This window comes from Sinorhizobium sp. 8-89, assembly GCF_030124325.1.
GTDB lineage: Bacteria > Pseudomonadota > Alphaproteobacteria > Rhizobiales > Rhizobiaceae > Sinorhizobium.
In genome coordinates this window covers 415,198-431,681 of the sequence record NZ_JASKLR010000004.1, presented here as the reverse complement: position 1 = coordinate 431,681, position 16,484 = coordinate 415,198, and the positions used below count along the sequence as shown (strand labels likewise).

Genomic DNA, 16,484 nt, shown 5'->3' with positions numbered 1-16,484 from the left:
CGATGCGATTTCTCTTCTACACCCATTCGCTTGTTTCCGATTGGAACCACGGCAATGCCCATTTTCTGCGCGGCGTCATGCGGGACCTGCTGCGACGCGGCCACGATGCGGTGGCGCTCGAACCGCGCGATTCCTGGAGCCGCCTCAGCCTGATCGCGGATCAGGGTGTCGGACCGATCGCAGCTTTCCGCAAGCACTTTCCGGAGCTGCGCGTCGAAATCTACGATGCCGATTTCGACCACGAGGCAGCGATCAGTGAGGCCGACCTGGTCCTAGTGCATGAATGGACCGAGCCGGCATTGGTCGCCGAACTCGGCCGCATTCGTCGCGCAGGCGGCAGCTTCACGCTCGCCTTCCACGATACCCATCACCGCGCCGTCACGGCAAAGAGCGACATCGCTCGCCTCGATCTTTCCGGTTACGATTTTGTCCTGACGTTCGGCGAGGCTCTGCGCGAACGCTATCTTGGCGCGGGCTGGGGCAGACACGTCTTTACCTGGCACGAGGCCGCCGACACTTCGTTGTTCCATCCAATTGCGGATGTCGAGAAGAGAGGCGATCTCGTCTGGATCGGCAATTGGGGCGATGACGAGCGCAGCGCCGAGATCACGTCCTTCTTCGTCGAGCCCGCGCGACAACTGAAGCTTGCGGCGACGGTGCGGGGCGTGAGATATCCCGATGCCGCCCTCCGGGCGCTGCGCGCGTCGCGAATCGTCTATGGCGGCTGGCTCGCAAATGCCGCCGTACCGCGCGCCTTCGCCGAGCATCGCGCGACTGTGCACATTCCTCGACGTCCCTACGTCGAAGCCTTGCCGGGGATACCGACCATCCGGGTTTTCGAAGCGCTTGCCTGCGGCATTCCGCTGATTTCGGCACCATGGAACGACGTCGAGGGTCTTTTCCGCCCGGGCACGGATTTCCTTTTCGCCAGGAACGGCAAGGAGATGAAGCGTCTTTTGCGCCAGGTGCTCTCGGAGCCCGCCTTCGCGCAGGAAATGGCTGCCTCCGGATTGGCAACGATCCAGGCACGCCATACGTGCGGGCATCGCGTCGACGAGCTTCTTCGCATCCTTGCTTCCTACAGGCCAAAGAAGGCTGCTGGCGGCCGCATTGCCTCCAAGGAGATCGCGATATGAGGATCGCTTTTTATGGATCGAGCCTCGTTTCAGCCTATTGGAACGGCGCGGCGACCTATTATCGCGGATTGCTCCGAGCGCTTGCCGCGCGCGGGTATGAAATCACTTTCTATGAGCCGGACGTGTACGACCGGCAGAAACACCGCGATATCGATGTGCCGGACTGGTGCAGGGTTGTCGTTTATCAGGGAACAGTCGCGGCGTTGAAGCGCGTCGCGACGGAAGCCGCCAGCGCCGACGTTGTTGTCAAGGCGAGCGGCGTAGGCTTCGAGGACGATCTGCTGCTCGCTGAAGTCATGGCCTCGGCAAACCCCGCTGCGCTGAAGATCTTCTGGGATGTCGACGCCCCCGCAACACTTGCAGAGCTGAGAGCCGCACCCGATCATCCTCTCCGGCGCACGCTTCCTTCCCTGGATCTCATCTTGACTTATGGCGGCGGCGATCCCGTGGTCGAGTCCTATCGCGCCATCGGCGCCCGGGAATGCGTTCCCATCTACAATGCCGTCGACCCTGAGACACATCATCCCGTGGCCGCGGATCGGCGCTTTGCCGCCGATCTCGCCTTCCTCGGTAACCGCCTGCCGGATCGGGAGGAGCGAATGGAAGCTTTCTTCCTGCAGCCGGCACGCCAGCTCTGGCAGCGGCGGTTCGTGCTCGGCGGAGCCGGCTGGCACGACAAGTCACTGCCCGCAAACGTCGCCTATGTCGGCCATGTTCCGACTGCCGACCACAACGCCTTCAACGCGACGCCGAATGCAGTCCTGAACATTTCGCGCGCCAGCATGGCGGAGAACGGCTTCTCGCCGGCAACCCGCGTTTTCGAGGCGGCCGGGGCAGGCGCCTGCCTGATCACCGACGCGTGGGAAGGCATCGAACTCTTCCTGACGCCCGGACAGGAAGTGCTGGTCGCCAGAGACGGACAGGACGTCGTCGAACTCATGGACAATCTCACACAGGCGAGCGCGAAAGAGATCGGAGAGTGGGCGCTCCGTCGCGTGCTCAGCGAACACACCTACGCGCATCGTGCCGCGGAAGTGGACCGCCTTTTCCGGAGCCGGGCGCGCCAGGTGGAGGCAGCCGAATGAACCGTCCGCTCGACATCGTCGTCCTCGGTCTCTCGCTTTCCTCCTCGTGGGGCAACGGCCATGCGACGACGTTCCGGGCGTTGCTTCGCGGTGTGCGCGCTGCCGGCCACAAAGTGACCTTCCTGGAACGGGACGTACCGTGGTACGCCCGCCACCGCGACATGATCGCGCCGGATTTCTGCAATCTCATCCTTTACAAGGACATCGACGAGTTGCTCGTGCGGCATGCCGGCACGCTGGCGGGGGCGGATGCCGTCGTCATCGGCTCCTATGTGCCGGACGGGGTGGAAGTCATCGACATCGTCGTTGACCTCGCCCCGAAGCGGTTGTGTTTCTACGACATCGATACGCCCGTGACACTTGCCAAACTCGAACGTGGCGACGAGGAATATCTTGCCCGCCGTCAGGTTCCGCTCTTCGATCTCTATTTTTCCTTCTCCGGCGAACGGACGCTCGATCGGCTGCGAGGCGAGTTTGGAGCGAGACGACCCCTGGCGCTCTACTGCGCCGTCGATCTGGACCTCTATCGCAACACCGGTGCGCCAAGGGAATGGGACCTCGGCTACCTCGGTACCTTCAGCCCAGACAGACAGCCCGCGCTCGAGCGCTTGCTGTTGCAGGCGGCGCGGCGATTGCCCGAGATGCGCTTTGTTGTTGCGGGGCCGAGCTATCCTGCGGACATCCGTTGGCCGAAGAACGTAGCACGCATCGAGCACTTGCCGCCTTCCGAGCATGCCGAATTCTATAGCCGCCAGCGTTTCACTCTGAACGTGACGCGTACCGACATGGTGGCGGCCGGTTGGTCGCCGAGCGTCCGGCTCTTCGAGGCGGCCGCATGCCGCACGCCGTTGATCAGCGATTGGTGGGAGGGCATCGACAGCTTCTTTGCGCCCGGGGAGGCCGCTGTCATCGCACGTGGCAGCGGCGACGTCGTCACAGCATTGACGGACCTCACTGACCGACAGTGCGAGGCGCTTGCCGATTGCGCTTATCAGCGCGTCGCAAGCGCGCACAGCGCGGCACCCCGCGCCAGGGCCTTCGTCGAAGCAATCGAAAGCGTTGCGCCCAAGACCAATCTCGCCACGAGACACTCCGAGCGGAGGTTTCCGGTCTAACACCGAAAGGAGAACGGCCCATGGCAAGAAGAAACCGAGGAAGTCGAGGAAAGATCATCCTGGTCGCCGGCGGGGCCGGCTTTGTCGGCTCCCATCTTTGTTCAGCGCTTCTCAGCGCCGGCAACCGGGTGATCTGCCTCGACAGCTATCTCACCGGTTCCCCTGCCAATCTGAGCAGTCTGCAGGGCAATCCTTACTTCACGGTGATCGAGCAGGACGTCTGCGACGAAATCGAGATCGATGAACCGATCGACTGCGTCTATAACTTGGCTTGCCCCGCCTCACCGCCGTCCTATCAGGCCGACCCGATCCATACGATGATGACCAGCGTGACCGGGACCGGAAACCTTCTACGGCTTGCCGAGCGGCACCGAGCCGTCTTCCTTCAGGCGTCCACGAGCGAGATCTACGGCGATCCGTTGGAGCATCCGCAGCAGGAGGACTACTGGGGTCATGTCAACTGCACGGGACCGCGAGCGTGCTACGACGAAGGCAAGCGCGCCGCTGAGACTCTGTGCTTCGACAGTCTGAGGGCCGGAAACGTGGATGTGCGGGTTGCTCGCATCTTCAATACATACGGCCCGTATATGCAGCCCAATGACGGCCGGATCGTCTCGAACTTCATTGTCCAGGCCTTGAGAAACGAGCCGCTCACGATTTATGGCAGCGGCGAACAGACGCGCTCGTTCTGCTATGTGTCCGATCTCGTCGAAGGATTGATCAGGTTGATGAATCGCCAGCCGAACCCCGGCGGGCCGGTAAACCTTGGCAACCCAGGCGAGTTTACGGTCATTGAACTGGCCGAACTGGTCTTGTCCAAGATCGCGACCGCATCGACGATCGTCCATGCGCCCTTGCCGCCGGACGATCCGCAGCGCCGTCGCCCGGATATTGCGCGCGCCAGAGCGCTTCTCGACTGGCAGCCGAAAGTTCCCTTGCAGGATGGGCTGTCGCACACCATAGCCTGGTTCCAAAGTGCGCTTGCGAAGCAGCGAACCGTGCGTCGGCCAGGTCGCTCTCGCCGTCGCCCGCAACAGCCAGTCCTTTCTCAGGATCTTTGATCATGGTTCAGCAGACCCAAGACTGCATGGCCATAGAGGATCAGATCGCTGCGCTGGGGCCCTGGTTTCACAACATGCGGATCAAGGGCGTCGAGACATCGCCCGACCATTTCCTCGGGGACTATCCTGCGGTCAAATGGAAGGCTTTCAGACATGTCGTCCCGGAAGACCTTGAAGGCAGAAGCGTGCTCGACATCGGCTGTAATGCGGGGTTCTACTCGCAGGAAATGAAACGCCGCAATGCCGGCCGCGTGCTCGGCATCGATTCAGACCCACGCTATCTGCGGCAAGCGAAGTTCGCGGCAACACAGACCGGGATCGACATCGAATTCAGGCTGATGTCCGTCTACGACGTGGCACAACTCCGCGAGAAATTCGATCTCGTCCTCTTCATGGGTGTTCTTTACCATCTCCGTTACCCGCTGTTGGCACTGGATCTTCTTTACGAGCACGTCGTCGGCGACGAGATGCTCTTCCAGTGCATGCAGCGCGGCGCGAATTCGGCGGCGCCGGTGGAAGCGGACTACGATTTTGGGGAATGGCAGGTCTTCGACCGGCCCGATTACCCCAAATTGTTCTTCGTCGAACACCGCTTCGCCGACGATCCCACCAACTGGTTCATTCCGAACAGGGCCGGGGTGGAGGCGATGCTTCGCAGTTCCGGCTTCGTCATCGAAGCCAATCCCGAACGGGAGGTCTATCTCGTCCGGCGAGGACAGCGCCCGTACATGAATGAGCCCGTTCCGCGCGTCGGCGCTTCCATGGAATCGTAGAGCAATCAGGAAGTGTGTAGCGATTTTCCGTCCGGAATCGCATAGTTTCAAAGGGTTAGATCATTCATTGTTTCAAGGAGACAGGGAGATAAACCGGCTACAGCACAAGGGTCCTGTAGCCGCTTGAATTGCCGCATGTTTTTATTCTTAAATCGATTTAAGAAAACATGCAGCAGTCAATGGCTCTTCGAAAAGCGCAGTCAGCCGTGTTGCCGAAGCTGCTTTGCCTCCTGCTCAAGCAGGTCGGCTACTTCGCCGAGCGTCATGTGGGTGACGCAAAGGTGAATGGCGCACTCGAGGAAGCGCGTCGATGACCGGCGCAGGTATAGTGCTTCTTCCTGTGCCGCCAGCCTGGATAGCGGACTCCTTCTGTCGTCGTGGTGATCAGGCATTCGAAAACTCCTTCGGTTGCCTCCAAGAACTGGTTGTGCGGCAACGGGAGCATCTTCTCCGCGCGGCCAAGCTCGATGTCACGATCACCCGGCGCCGACAGCGAGAGCAAACACGCCGGCGACGACGACAATGGCTGCCATCAAGAGGACCAGACGATACTTCGGCGATCGGCGGGGCTCTGCGGTCGAGAGAGGCCGCATCGCGTCGCCGTATTCGTTGGAGGCGTCGGCTTGCCCGTCCGAGCGCTGCCCGGCTCTCGCAGTTCCCGTTGCCTCTGTGGTTAAAGGCGTGCCCGCCGCCTCGTCGTCCGTTTCCAACGGTGCCGCTGAAGGGTCGAAGCCGCGCTTCTTGTCGCCTGTGCGCCCGCGCTGTATATCGCCACGCACCTGCGCGGGATTGCTTTCTGGCAGCTTGGACATGATCGCTCCTTTTTGCCGCAGCAGCACAACCGGCATGCACTCCGTTTGTTCCCGACGGCGACCCCGATGCGGTCCCAATGTTAGATCGAGGAACATCTGCAGCACCGACGAGTTCGGCGACTGAAGGAGTCTGGCAGGAAGTGAAAGCCACCACCATCCCGCAAACATCATCGCTCGACAGTACGCTGGCGCTGCTGCACGAAGGCTACGCGTTCATCTCGAATCGCTGCGACGAACTCGGGACGGACATTTTCCAGAGCCGATTGATGCTCCGTCCCGTCGTGTGCATGCGCGGCGAGGAAGCGGCGCGTCTCTTTTATGGCGCCGACGGCGTGACGCGTATCGGTGCGATGCCGTGGACCGTGCTGCGCCTGCTTCAGGACAAGGACAGCGTTCAGCAGCTCGATGGAGAGGCGCATCGGCGGCGAAAGGCCATGTTCATCGACATTGCGATGGATGACGCAGCCGTCGCCGCCCTCGTGGAGCGGTTCCGGCAGCACTGGCTCGTTCATTTCGAGAGGCGTAAAGAGGATTGCGATCTGCGTGAAGCGGCGAATCTCATTCTCACGAGGGCGTCCGCAGATTGGATAGGCATTCCGCCAAGCCGGCGCGATGACGTGAAGCTTGCTCGGCGGCTTGCCCTGATGATCGATCGTACGGGTCGTCCGGGGCCAGCGGCATGGCTCGCCCTCGTTTCACGGCGCCGCCTCGAGCGTTGGCTCGTAACGATCGTGACGGCGCTTCGCGACGGATCGCTCGAGGTGGCCGAGGGATGCGCGCTTAGGAGGATCAGCCTGAGCTACCGGGACGCCGACGGGCGGCCTCTGTCGGAGGAGGCGGCGGCTGTCGAAATGCTCAACCTCCTGCGTCCGATCGCTGCCATCAGCCGATGGGTTGCTTTCGTCGGTCTGGCGCTTGCTCGAAATTCGCAGTGGCGGGAGCGCTTTGGTCAAGGGCAGGACGATGATATTGAAGGATTTGTTGAGGAGGTGCGGCGCCTCTATCCCTTCTTCCCATGCGTCGGCGCGCGGCTGACTCGGAGGCAAGATTGGCTAGGCTATTCACTGCCAGAAGGCAGCTGGCTGCTGCTGGACCTCTACGGAACGATGCATGATCCGAGACTGTTTCCGTCGCCCACGAATTTCAGCCCCGAGCGGGGTCTCACTTGGCGCGACCTCGACTTCCGCTTCATCCCGCAGGGCGGGGGCCAGCCGGAATCGAGCCATCGGTGTCCCGGCGAAAAGATAACCGTCGAAATCCTGAAAGAAACCGTGAAGCTGCTTTGCGGCATTCTTCCGCTCCGGATAACGCCGGTGAACGCCGATGTCCCGCTGAGCACAATTCCGGCCTCTCCGGTGCCGGCTATCCGAGTAGGGCCGGACCGGGTAGGGCCGCGCTCCTCCGCTTAGCCGCAAAGCCGCGGCCCGCGCCGGTGTGTCGGGTAGTTCAACGGCAACTCGACCGAGCAGGTCACTGGGACTTGTCTTCCTGCGATTCTCCGTAGAGCTTCCTGACCTTCCGATCCTGTGCTTCCTTGACGGCAGGCGGAAGCGGCTTCTGCCGCATGACCACGTAGGCGAGCGCGGCACCAAGAGCGAAGGCCCCACCTGCAGTTACCAATAGCCAAAGGTAGTCGATCAACATTGTTGCGCCTCCTCAATAAGGCCAACCGATGTGACGAGCGAAGGTTCCAAGGCCGGATTGTCTGCTTGATGCGTGCGCGTAGTGGAATGAGCCGTGCAGACGGGGCTCGACGGGCGGCGCGATCAATGTTTGGCCGTCACGTCGCGCTCGTCGCGTTCCAGGAACCTGCGCGTGATCTGCGCGGCGTGCTGATCAAGCCACTCAGCCATCGCAACCTCCTGCTGCAGAATGATCTCGCAGACCCGCTTCGTTTCCTGATCGCCTGCGTAGTCGGCGGCAGCGATGAGAATCCTGTAGCTTGCGATTTCCATGTGCTCGAACGTGTAGCTGGCTAGTGAACCCTTCACCACCTCGTCTTCGACAAAAAGGCCGCTCAAACCCTGCCCGAGGGCAATGATCTTGCCGCCGATATCCTTGACTGTCGACGTTCCGCCATTCAGTCGCTCAAGACATTGTTCGAGCATCGCGGCCTGATCGCGAGTCTCCTGCAGGTGAGAGTCGATCCTGGATTTGAGCTCAGGATAGTTTTCCAACCGTCGGGATTGGCTGGTGAGCATCGTGATTGCCTGTTCTTCCATTGCATGCGCATCCCTGAGCCAGGCCTGCAAGTGGTCGGTCGCGTTCGCCATCACGGGTTCCTTTCGTTTTCGGTGGTGCTCCAACCGGTGACCTCTGGAAATGTTCCGGCATCGAAACGGGGGAGTTGGGCTGAACGCCGGCCGCCTTGAATCGGAACAATACCGATCCATGGCGATTGGATGCAGCAAACCGCGGCCAGTCGTTCGACGCGGCGCCATCTGTTGAGGCAATCATGCAGGAAGAACTGAAAATATATCGGCTGTCGCCACTGGCGAAACCTGACGATCCGAACTGGCAGAACGCCACGTATCAAGGCGAATTGATCGTGGTTGCAAGAACGAGCGGCGACGCCCGTATCGTTGCCTCGCAGGCAGAACTCGACTTTCGCGAGATCGACGCGAAACCTGCTGAAGGTGTGACGACGGACATGGCGAGTGCCTTCCGCAGCGAGAAGCTCTACACCGTGATCGAGGAGGGGCCGGCACCGCCGGATGCAAAACGCGGAGTGATCGGCGGCAAGGTGAGACTCGACAACATCATTTCGACGCAGCTCTGAGCATATGCGGCCGCTGACGGGTGCCTGCGCCGGGAATTTGCCGTGCCTTCGCTAACAACCACCCAATTGCCGCCCCGGGGGAAACGAGCTCCGGGCTGGACGGACCGACGGCGTCGCAAAGCACTCGCTCGGAACTTTATCCGCATTTCTCGGTTGCGTTGTGCGCAGAACGTTAATTCTTACGAGGAGGGCGACATGGCCACAAACCTGAAGGATGGAAAGGCGGCCAAGAGTTCAAAGGGCACGCACGGCGGAAATCGCGGCGGCGATCAAGGGAAAAAGGACGACGTCAAGAAAAGCAGCCAGGCGGCGGGCAAGGATCCGCGCCGAGGAAAGTAGCCGCTGATGCGGCGATCGCCGCGATATCTTTTAATCAGGAGAACAGAAGGTGGTGGCGATGCTGAAGTGGGCTCTTATTTTCTTCGTGATCTCGTTGGTAGCTGGCTTCCTCGGCTTCTCCGGCATTTCCGAGGCGACGGCAGGCATCGCCAAGATATTGTTTTATATCGCCGTCTTGATCTTCCTCGTGTTCCTTATTCTGGCGCTGATGGTCGGGGGTGCGGTCACCTAGCGCCAGCTCGGCTGACGGCGTGACATTCCAAAAGGGCTTTGCGGCGCGTATTATCCGGAAGCGACCGCGTTCTTGCCCTGGAGCAATCAGCCCCGTCTGATGCCGAGGCAAAAGCGCCGTCTCGCAAGCTCTTGCCGGTACACCTCCGCCGGTCCAACGAGGTGCCCGTTGGTACTGCATGATTCCTTAGATCGGAATCGATTTAGGGGCAAAATCATGGAGAAATTCAAAGTTCTACAGCGCTTGCGCGTCTGATTGGATGCGCGGCGCTGTAAGGGCTAGTGGTCTGGAGCTTAAATGATGCCGGGCAAGGTTCTCAGGGGTGGCGTTGCTCAGCCGTTGGCCATTGCCTTATTCTCCGTCGCGCTTGCTGGTATCGCGACTCTCGTCGGATTGGAACGTCAGCCGCGGCAGTATCGGATAGATCCTCCCGTAGCCGCCGCCCTTGACGATTTGCGCCTGATGCCGACCGGCATCGGCGGTGCGCCTCCCGAGGTCTATTTCGCGCTCGACAAGCCGTATGAAACGAGCGCGTATGATCTGAGCCAGGGCAAGCGGCTCTATTCCTGGTTCGGATGCGCTAACTGTCACGGCGACGGTCGAGGCGGCGCGGGTCCGTCATTGCTGGACGGATGGTGGTTATACGGGCCGTCGACGGTCGCGATAGCAGCCTCCATTCGAAACGGGCGCCCGCATGGAATGCCGGCTTTTCGTAGCAAGATGACAACGGATCAGATCTGGCAGCTTGCGGGCTATGTCCGGACGATGGGCGCCTATTCGGCTTCCTTGGCGGCTCCGAGCAGAAACGACGACAAGCATACCCGACCGGCGGAGAACCGGGCACCGGCCGCCATTCTCTTCAACGAAGAACCGGCACCTTCGCCGTCGGAGCGAGGGCCGCCGTCTTGAAATGCAACTCGATCCTTCTCCTGCTCGCGTTCCTGATCTCGGGATGCAGCGGCGCCCAGTCGGTCCTGAACGCCAATGGTCACGCCGCGATTGCGCTCAAGGAATTGATTCTTGCGATCGTGCTTGTCTGTTCCGCGGTGTGGTTCCTCGTGATGATCGCATTGGTTTCGGCGCTTGCCCGTCGGCGCATTCGAGAGAGCGATGCGATTTCGGAGCGGAAAGCGACCGTCGTCGTTTCCGGGGCGGTCGGTGCCACCGTCCTCGTCGTCAGTGGGCTGACGATCGCCAGCTTTCATACCACCCGTGCGCTCTCCGAGGCTGAGGATCCGGAGCTGACGATCGTTGTCAGGGCGCAGCAATGGTGGTGGCAATTCACCTATGTCGATCCGCGTTCCACCGAAACCTTCGTAACGGCCAACGAGCTCCACATCCCGATCGGGAAAGACGTGCGGCTGCGGCTCGAAAGCGGCGACGTCATTCATTCCTTCTGGGTGCCAAGCCTCGCCGGCAAGCAGGATCTCATCCCGGGCCGCGAGAACATCCTAACGCTCCGCGCGGAGCGACCGGGCGTCTATCGCGGCCAGTGCGCCGAGTTCTGTGGTCTGCAACATAGCCACATGGCCCTTTTCGTGATCGCCGAAGGGGTGGCCGACTACGAGCGATGGGCCGAGGGACAACGCAGAATGAGCGTGGATCCAAGCGAGGCGGAGGCGGTCGCGGGTAAAGCCGTATTCATGGCCAGGCAATGCGCGGCATGCCACACGATACGCGGCACCGGAGCGTCGGGAACGACCGGGCCGGACCTGACCCATATCGGCAGCCGCCGCACCATCGCAGCGGGACTGCTCGAAAACACCCGTGGCTCTCTTGCCGCATGGATCGCCGATCCCCAGAAGCTGAAGCCCGGAAACAACATGCCGCTGGTTCCTCTTACAAGCGACGAGTTACGGCAGCTTGCCGCCTATATGGAGGTCCTTAAATGATTGAGGACCGGAAGCGGCCGCCGCTGACGGATGATGGATTGGACGATTCCGTGCTCGAACGGCATCTGTCGCAAACCTGGAGTGCGTCGCCCGGCTTCTGGGGTGCGCTGGCGACGGTCGACCACAAGGTCATTGCGCGGCGCTACATCGTGACCGCTTTCGTCTTTCTCATTCTAGGGGGGCTGCTGGCGGTCGCGATGCGTATTCAGCTCGCGTGGCCGGAGGCGCGGTTTCTCGATCCTGACCGATACAACCAGATATTCACCACCCACGGGAGCACCATGATGTTCCTGTTCGCGGTCCCGGTGATGGAAGCCATGGCCATCTACCTCGTGCCGCTCATGGTCGGTACCCGCAATATTGCCTTCCCGCGGCTGAATGCCTTTTCCTACTGGATCATATTGATCGGCGGCCTGCTCCTGTGGATTTCCTTCGCGCTCGATGCCGCACCCGACGTCGGATGGTTCGCCTATGTGCCGCTGTCCGGGCCGGAGTATGGTCCCGGCAAGCGCGCCGACATCTGGGCGCAGATGATCACCTTCACGGAGCTGTCGGCACTCGCGGTGGCGGTCGAGATCGTCGTGACGGTGTTCAAACAGCGCGCTCCCGGCATGTCGCTCGACCGCATCCCCCTGCTGGTGTGGTCCATGCTCGTCATGGCCTTCATCGTGATCATGGCGATGCCGGCGATCATGTTCGCCAGTTCAACGCTGATCCTCGATCGCCTCGTCGAAACGCAATTTTACAATCCGGCCGAAGGGGGCGACGCGTTGCTCTGGCAGCACGTGTTCTGGTTCTTCGGCCATCCTGAGGTCTACATCATATTTCTTCCGGCAGCGGGCATGGTTTCGACGATCGTCGCCACGTTCTCACGCCGCCCCATATTCGGCTATCTGCCGCTGGTGATGGCTTTCATCGCCACCGGCATTTTGGCCTTCGGCCTCTGGGTGCACCACATGTTCGTGGTCGGTCTGCCGCGGCTCGGCGAGAGTTTCTTCACGGCGTCGAGCATGGCGATCGCCGTGCCGGCGGGAATCCAGATCTTCTGCTGGCTGGCGACCTTGTGGCTGGGCCGGCCGGTATTCACGACGCCGCTCCTGTTCGTGATCGGCTTCATCGTCACGTTTGTGATCGGCGGCCTGACCGGAGTCATGGTCGCATCCGTGCCATTCGATGCGCAGGTCCATGACACATATTTCGTGGTGGCTCACTTTCACTATGTGCTCGTCGGCGGTGCCGTCTTTCCGCTGCTCGGTGCCATCTACTACTGGTTTCCGAAAATGACGGGCCGGATGATGAGTGAAACGCTTGGCCGATGGGCATTCGGCCTCATTTTCCTGGGTTTCAACCTGACTTTCTTCCCGATGCACATCCTCGGCCTCCAAGGGATGCCGCGCCGCGTCTACACGTATCAGCCGGAGCTGCCGTGGGCAGGGCTGAACCTCTTCATCAGCCTGAGCGCGCTCGTCTTGGTTTCCGGTTTCGTCATCTTCTTCATCGATGCTCTCCGCAGCTGGCGATCAGGCAAACCAGCGGGACCAGACCCCTGGAGCGCGGGGACGCTGGAATGGGCGACGGCCTCGCCACCTCCGGCCTATAACTTTCGCAGGATTCCCGTCGTCGAAGCCCGCGAGCCTCTTTGGTCTCGCTCCGAGGGACTCGCCGTGACGAAGGGGCTGCAGGTCGATCGGCGGGAACTCATCGTAAGCAGCGTGGTCGAGGCCCTGCCGGAAGCGCGGGAATCGTCGCCACGAGATTCGATTTGGCCGTTCTGGGCGGCGATCGCCACTTCGCTCATGCTGATCGGTTCGATTTTCACGCCGTGGGCGGTCGTGTGGGGGTCGATCCCCATCGCTGTGACCCTGATTGGCTGGTTCTGGCCGAAGGGCACGGTGGAGGACACGTCATGAAGGAAAGGGTGGTGCTGGACGTATCGAAACTTCCCATGCATGACATGGGCATCGCCAGCCCAGCCTGGTGGGGAACCTGCGCTTTCATGCTCATCGAAGGCAGCGGTTTTGCCCTGGCGATTGCCATTTATTTCTATCTGTTCAGCCTCGCTCCAAAGTGGCCGATCGATGCGCCGTCTCCGGATCTTTTCGCCGGAACCGTGCTCACGGCGCTCCTTCTGGCAAGCATCGTTCCGAATATCCTCGTGTCCCGTTGGGCGAAGGCGAGGGCGCTTGCGAAGGTCCGTATCGGGCTGATCGTGATGTCGCTCCTGGCGGCGGCGCCGCTTGCGCTCCGCATCTTCGAATTTCCTGCCATGCATGTCAGCTGGGATGAAAACGCCTACGGCTCGATCGTGTGGACGCTGCTGGGGCTCCATACCACCCACATCATTACCGACCTCATCGATACGCTCGTCCTGACCTGCCTGATGTTCAGCCGGCACGGCGACAACACGCGCCGCTACGGCGATGTCGAAGACAATGCCCTCTATTGGAACTTCGTGATCGTCGCGTGGCTTCCTCTCTATGTCTGTATCTACTGGGTGCCCCGCCTATGAGCATCGGGATCGCGAAATACGCAGGATTGCTTCTGGCGCCCGGCGCATGGGCGATCAACACCGAGCTTGCTCAGATACTGCCCTATGTCGATTGCGGCGCAGGGACTTCATGGTCGGTTGTCGCCTCGTTCGGCGCTGCGACCCTGGCACTTGCCGGCGCGCTTGTTCCCCATCGCCGTTTCGCTCAAGGCGAGCCGCGAACAAAGCTGTTCATCGCCAGGCTGAACGTGCTTGTCGGTCTCGCCTTCGCCTTCGTCCTTCTCCTCCAGGGAGCGGCTACGATGCTGCTCGACCCATGCCTACGATAGTTGCCGCGTTGGTGTTGTTCCTTGCGGCGGGGGCGGCTGCGGCCCACGAGACGCAGCCGCATGCCTCCACGTTCGTCTGGAGCTTCGATCGTTGGGTCGTTACGCCGATCGTCGTTGCAGGACTGCTCTACGCGTTTGGCTCCTTCAGGCTGTGGCGGCGGCGCTCAGGGAGCGGCCGCGGCTTCACTGCCAGTTCCGGTCTGGTCTGGTGGGCCGGATGGCTGGTGCTCGTGGCGGCGCTGGTTTCGCCTCTGCATTTCATTGGCGAGCATCTCTTCGCGCTGCACATGATCGAACATGAACTCGTCATGGCGGTGTCAGCACCTCTTTTCGTTCTCGCGCGGCCGGTGGGCGTGCTGTTTTGGGGGTTGCCGAGAACGATCCGGCGCCTGATCAGGCGGGCGATGAAGGAAGAGGTCGTCCAGGCCGCATGGGATTGGCTCACCCGCGGAGCCGTCGCCACGCTGTTGCATGGGGCAGCGATTTGGGCCTGGCACGCTCCGGTGCTGTTCGATGCAACCCTAGAGGATGTGACGCTTCACCGATTGCAGCATCTCAGTTTCTTCATGACGGCGCTTCTGTTCTGGTGGTCGATGCTTTGGCGGAGCGACCGGGGCGTGGCGGCGTGGCATCTTTTCCTCACCATGTTGCACACCAGCGCCCTCGGCGCCCTGATCGCGCTTGCGCCGCGCGTCGTCTATCCAGTCCAGACGCAGACTGCGCCGGAATGGGGCCTGACGCAACTCGAGGATCAGCAACTGGCCGGCATGTTGATGTGGATGCCCGGCGGTATCGTTTACGGCGGAGCGGCATTGGTGCTGCTGGCGCTCTGGATCTCAAATTCGAGCAGAGGAGGGCTCCGTGCAAGCCGCTTCCGCTGACCTTAAAGCTCCCTTGCTCCTGGCGATCATCGTCGTGCTGCCCTTGATCGTGGTTGCCGCCAGTGTCGTCAAGGAGCGGCAGCAACGGCGCTCCGTGGCGGTGGCAATGACCCAGGGCGATCCATCCCAAGCGCCGCCGATCTTTCGTAGGTATGGCTGCGGCGGATGCCACGTCATTCCCGGCGTACCCGGTGCCGATGGCAAGGTCGGCGGTCCGCTCGTCGACCTACGCGAGCGCGTCTATCTCGGCGGCGTCGTCGAGAATACGGCGGATAACCTCATAAACTGGATCGTCTCCCCGCAGCGGTTTTCGGAGCGTTCTGCCATGCCGGCGACGGGGATCACCGAGCCGGAGGCGAGGCATCTCGCGGCCTATCTTTATGCGCAGTGACCTCAAGGATGCGGTGTTGGACGAGGCGGCAATGCCTTGATGTACCTGGCGATCGCCGTTCGATCGCTTGGCGGCAGTTGCGACATGTTGGCAACGACGTCGATCATCGTTGATCCCACTCGTCGATGATCGGGCGTCCTGCCGCTCTTCAACATTTCGGCGAGCTCCCCCTCGGACCAGTGGCCGATCCGCTCCGGCGTTATGTTGGGGACGAAACCGGTGCCCTCTTGATCCGGTCCTCCGGCAAAGCGAGCGGCCGGCTTGACCGCGCCGAAGATATTGCGCGTCGAGTGACAGTCGGCGCAATGCGCGAGAGCTTCGACGAGGTAGGCTCCACGATTGTGAAGGGCGTCCCTGTTCAGGACTGCCTCCGATTTGCCTTCGTGAAAGAACAGGAGCTTCCAAAAGCCGACGCCGCGGCGGACGCGGAAGAAGACGAAGAGATCGTGTGGCGGTGCACGGCCGGAAACGCGCGGCAGCGTCTGGAGGTATGAATAAAGGTCCCTGACGTCGTCGAGCGTCATGCCGGTGTAGCTGGGATAGGGAAACGCCGGATAATAATGCCTGCCTTCCGGAGAGACGCCGCTGATCAAAGCGTTTGCCAAGTCGGCGACCGACCATGACCCTACGCCGTCGACTGGATCGGGCGAGATATTGGGCACCCTGAACGTTCCGAAGGGCGATGCGAGCGCGAGGCCGCCGCCGAGTTTCCGATGATCCGGCTGTCCCGGTGTGGCATGGCAGGAGGCGCAACCGCCCGCGGCAAAGATGATCGCGCCACGCGACGCGCTGCCGTCGCTCAAGGCCGAACTGGAATCGAACTTCGGGGCTGGCATTGTCAGGAACCAGCACGCGCAGACCGCGAACGCCATCACCGCAACAGCCACCGCCAGCGGCCAGTTGAAGACAAGTCCCGTCAGGCCGGCCCACAAAGAAGCAGGTCGGCTGCGGGCGGCCTCGGGAAGGGAACGTCCGGTCTCCATCAGCGACTACTCGATGACCTTCGGCTGCATTCCTGGGCGATCGAACACTGGGAGCGGATCGGACGTGTTGCTGCCCATGGGGCAAATAAGTGCTCGTGGTTCGTCGTCCTCACGTGTCGCGTGCCGGCTTGGCCTGCAAGCTCGAATGGAAACGCTCTCCTGACCAGGTTTGTTCGCGTTGCAGCGGC

21 protein-coding genes are annotated in these 16,484 nt (G+C 61.5%); 16 read left to right on the top strand and 5 right to left on the bottom strand.

Features of this window, described 5'->3' with window-relative positions; all coding sequences use genetic code 11:
* Positions 1 to 2: 2 nt before the first annotated feature.
* The 5 genes from QN219_RS12095 to QN219_RS12075 are packed head-to-tail and all read left to right on the top strand — an operon-like array spanning position 3 to position 5,170.
* Positions 3 to 1,136 (top strand): glycosyltransferase, encoded by a 1,134-nt coding sequence (locus QN219_RS12095; RefSeq protein ID WP_283999908.1) that lies wholly within the window; start codon positions 3 to 5, stop codon positions 1,134 to 1,136.
* Positions 1,133 to 2,221 (top strand): glycosyltransferase, encoded by a 1,089-nt coding sequence (locus QN219_RS12090; protein ID WP_283999907.1) that lies wholly within the window; start codon positions 1,133 to 1,135, stop codon positions 2,219 to 2,221. The genes QN219_RS12095 and QN219_RS12090 overlap by 4 nt, the downstream gene beginning before the upstream one ends.
* The gene (locus tag QN219_RS12085; protein WP_283999906.1) at positions 2,218 to 3,336 is read left to right on the top strand and encodes a glycosyltransferase; all 1,119 of its coding nucleotides are present in this window, start codon (positions 2,218 to 2,220) and stop codon (positions 3,334 to 3,336) included. Before QN219_RS12090 ends, QN219_RS12085 begins: the two co-directional genes overlap by 4 nt.
* A 20-nt stretch (positions 3,337 to 3,356) precedes the next feature.
* Positions 3,357 to 4,397 (top strand): SDR family oxidoreductase, encoded by a 1,041-nt coding sequence (locus tag QN219_RS12080; RefSeq protein ID WP_283999904.1) that lies wholly within the window; start codon positions 3,357 to 3,359, stop codon positions 4,395 to 4,397.
* A gap of 2 nt (positions 4,398 to 4,399) precedes the next feature.
* On the top strand, positions 4,400 to 5,170 hold the full coding sequence (locus tag QN219_RS12075) for a TIGR04290 family methyltransferase (RefSeq protein WP_283999903.1): 771 nt from the start codon (positions 4,400 to 4,402) through the stop codon (positions 5,168 to 5,170).
* A 200-nt stretch (positions 5,171 to 5,370) separates the two neighbouring features.
* On the opposite strand, the gene QN219_RS12070 is transcribed toward QN219_RS12075, so the two are convergent.
* Together QN219_RS12070 and QN219_RS12065 are read right to left on the bottom strand one after the other, a co-directional pair.
* Positions 5,371 to 5,562: a hypothetical protein gene (locus QN219_RS12070; protein WP_283999901.1), complete on the bottom strand. Its 192-nt coding sequence runs from the start codon at positions 5,560 to 5,562 to the stop codon at positions 5,371 to 5,373.
* 84 nt (positions 5,563 to 5,646) lie between these two features.
* Complete coding sequence (locus tag QN219_RS12065) at positions 5,647 to 5,982, bottom strand: hypothetical protein (RefSeq protein WP_283999900.1); 336 nt, start codon at positions 5,980 to 5,982, stop codon at positions 5,647 to 5,649.
* Positions 5,983 to 6,122: 140 nt separating this feature from the next.
* On the opposite strand from QN219_RS12065, the gene QN219_RS33965 reads away from it, so the two are divergent.
* Positions 6,123 to 7,391 (top strand): cytochrome P450, encoded by a 1,269-nt coding sequence (locus tag QN219_RS33965; RefSeq protein WP_283999899.1) that lies wholly within the window; start codon positions 6,123 to 6,125, stop codon positions 7,389 to 7,391.
* Between the two features lie 61 nt (positions 7,392 to 7,452).
* On the opposite strand, the gene QN219_RS12055 is transcribed toward QN219_RS33965, so the two are convergent.
* Together QN219_RS12055 and QN219_RS12050 are read right to left on the bottom strand one after the other, a co-directional pair.
* Positions 7,453 to 7,626, bottom strand: coding sequence for a hypothetical protein (locus QN219_RS12055; RefSeq protein ID WP_173508943.1), 174 nt, complete (start codon positions 7,624 to 7,626; stop codon positions 7,453 to 7,455).
* A gap of 122 nt (positions 7,627 to 7,748) precedes the next feature.
* Positions 7,749 to 8,255 (bottom strand): ferritin-like domain-containing protein, encoded by a 507-nt coding sequence (locus QN219_RS12050; RefSeq protein ID WP_173508944.1) that lies wholly within the window; start codon positions 8,253 to 8,255, stop codon positions 7,749 to 7,751.
* Between the two features lie 182 nt (positions 8,256 to 8,437).
* Here QN219_RS12050 and QN219_RS12045 point away from each other — a divergent pair, with 182 nt between their 5' ends.
* The 10 genes from QN219_RS12045 (at position 8,438) to QN219_RS12000 (ending at position 15,313) form a co-directional block, all read left to right on the top strand.
* Entirely contained in the window at positions 8,438 to 8,761 is a 324-nt protein-coding gene (locus tag QN219_RS12045; protein ID WP_283999898.1) for a hypothetical protein, read from the top strand.
* A 195-nt stretch (positions 8,762 to 8,956) separates the two neighbouring features.
* A complete protein-coding gene (locus QN219_RS12040; RefSeq protein WP_283999897.1) occupies positions 8,957 to 9,100 on the top strand; it encodes a hypothetical protein in 144 nt (47 codons plus the stop codon).
* 58 nt (positions 9,101 to 9,158) lie between these two features.
* Positions 9,159 to 9,332, top strand: a complete 174-nt coding sequence (locus tag QN219_RS12035) for a DUF1328 domain-containing protein (protein ID WP_283999961.1) — start codon at positions 9,159 to 9,161, stop codon at positions 9,330 to 9,332.
* Between the two features lie 300 nt (positions 9,333 to 9,632).
* Entirely contained in the window at positions 9,633 to 10,241 is a 609-nt protein-coding gene (locus QN219_RS12030) for a cytochrome c (protein ID WP_283999896.1), read from the top strand.
* Positions 10,238 to 11,224, top strand: coding sequence for a cytochrome c oxidase subunit II (gene coxB / locus QN219_RS12025; RefSeq protein WP_283999895.1), 987 nt, complete (start codon positions 10,238 to 10,240; stop codon positions 11,222 to 11,224). The genes QN219_RS12030 and coxB overlap by 4 nt, the downstream gene beginning before the upstream one ends.
* The gene (ctaD, locus tag QN219_RS12020; RefSeq protein ID WP_283999894.1) at positions 11,221 to 13,134 is read left to right on the top strand and encodes a cytochrome c oxidase subunit I; all 1,914 of its coding nucleotides are present in this window, start codon (positions 11,221 to 11,223) and stop codon (positions 13,132 to 13,134) included. The genes coxB and ctaD overlap by 4 nt, the downstream gene beginning before the upstream one ends.
* Complete coding sequence (locus QN219_RS12015; RefSeq protein WP_283999893.1) at positions 13,131 to 13,733, top strand: cytochrome c oxidase subunit 3; 603 nt, start codon at positions 13,131 to 13,133, stop codon at positions 13,731 to 13,733. The genes ctaD and QN219_RS12015 overlap by 4 nt, the downstream gene beginning before the upstream one ends.
* The gene (locus QN219_RS12010) at positions 13,730 to 14,041 is read left to right on the top strand and encodes a hypothetical protein (RefSeq protein WP_283999892.1); all 312 of its coding nucleotides are present in this window, start codon (positions 13,730 to 13,732) and stop codon (positions 14,039 to 14,041) included. Before QN219_RS12015 ends, QN219_RS12010 begins: the two co-directional genes overlap by 4 nt.
* Positions 14,029 to 14,922: a cytochrome c oxidase assembly protein gene (locus tag QN219_RS12005; protein ID WP_283999891.1), complete on the top strand. Its 894-nt coding sequence runs from the start codon at positions 14,029 to 14,031 to the stop codon at positions 14,920 to 14,922. Before QN219_RS12010 ends, QN219_RS12005 begins: the two co-directional genes overlap by 13 nt.
* A gap of 37 nt (positions 14,923 to 14,959) precedes the next feature.
* The gene (locus tag QN219_RS12000) at positions 14,960 to 15,313 is read left to right on the top strand and encodes a c-type cytochrome (protein WP_405052131.1); all 354 of its coding nucleotides are present in this window, start codon (positions 14,960 to 14,962) and stop codon (positions 15,311 to 15,313) included.
* 2 nt (positions 15,314 to 15,315) lie between these two features.
* Here the strand turns inward: QN219_RS12000 and QN219_RS11995 are convergent, their stop codons facing one another.
* Positions 15,316 to 16,149 (bottom strand): cytochrome c, encoded by an 834-nt coding sequence (locus QN219_RS11995; RefSeq protein ID WP_283999960.1) that lies wholly within the window; start codon positions 16,147 to 16,149, stop codon positions 15,316 to 15,318.
* Positions 16,150 to 16,484: the final 335 nt, after the last annotated feature.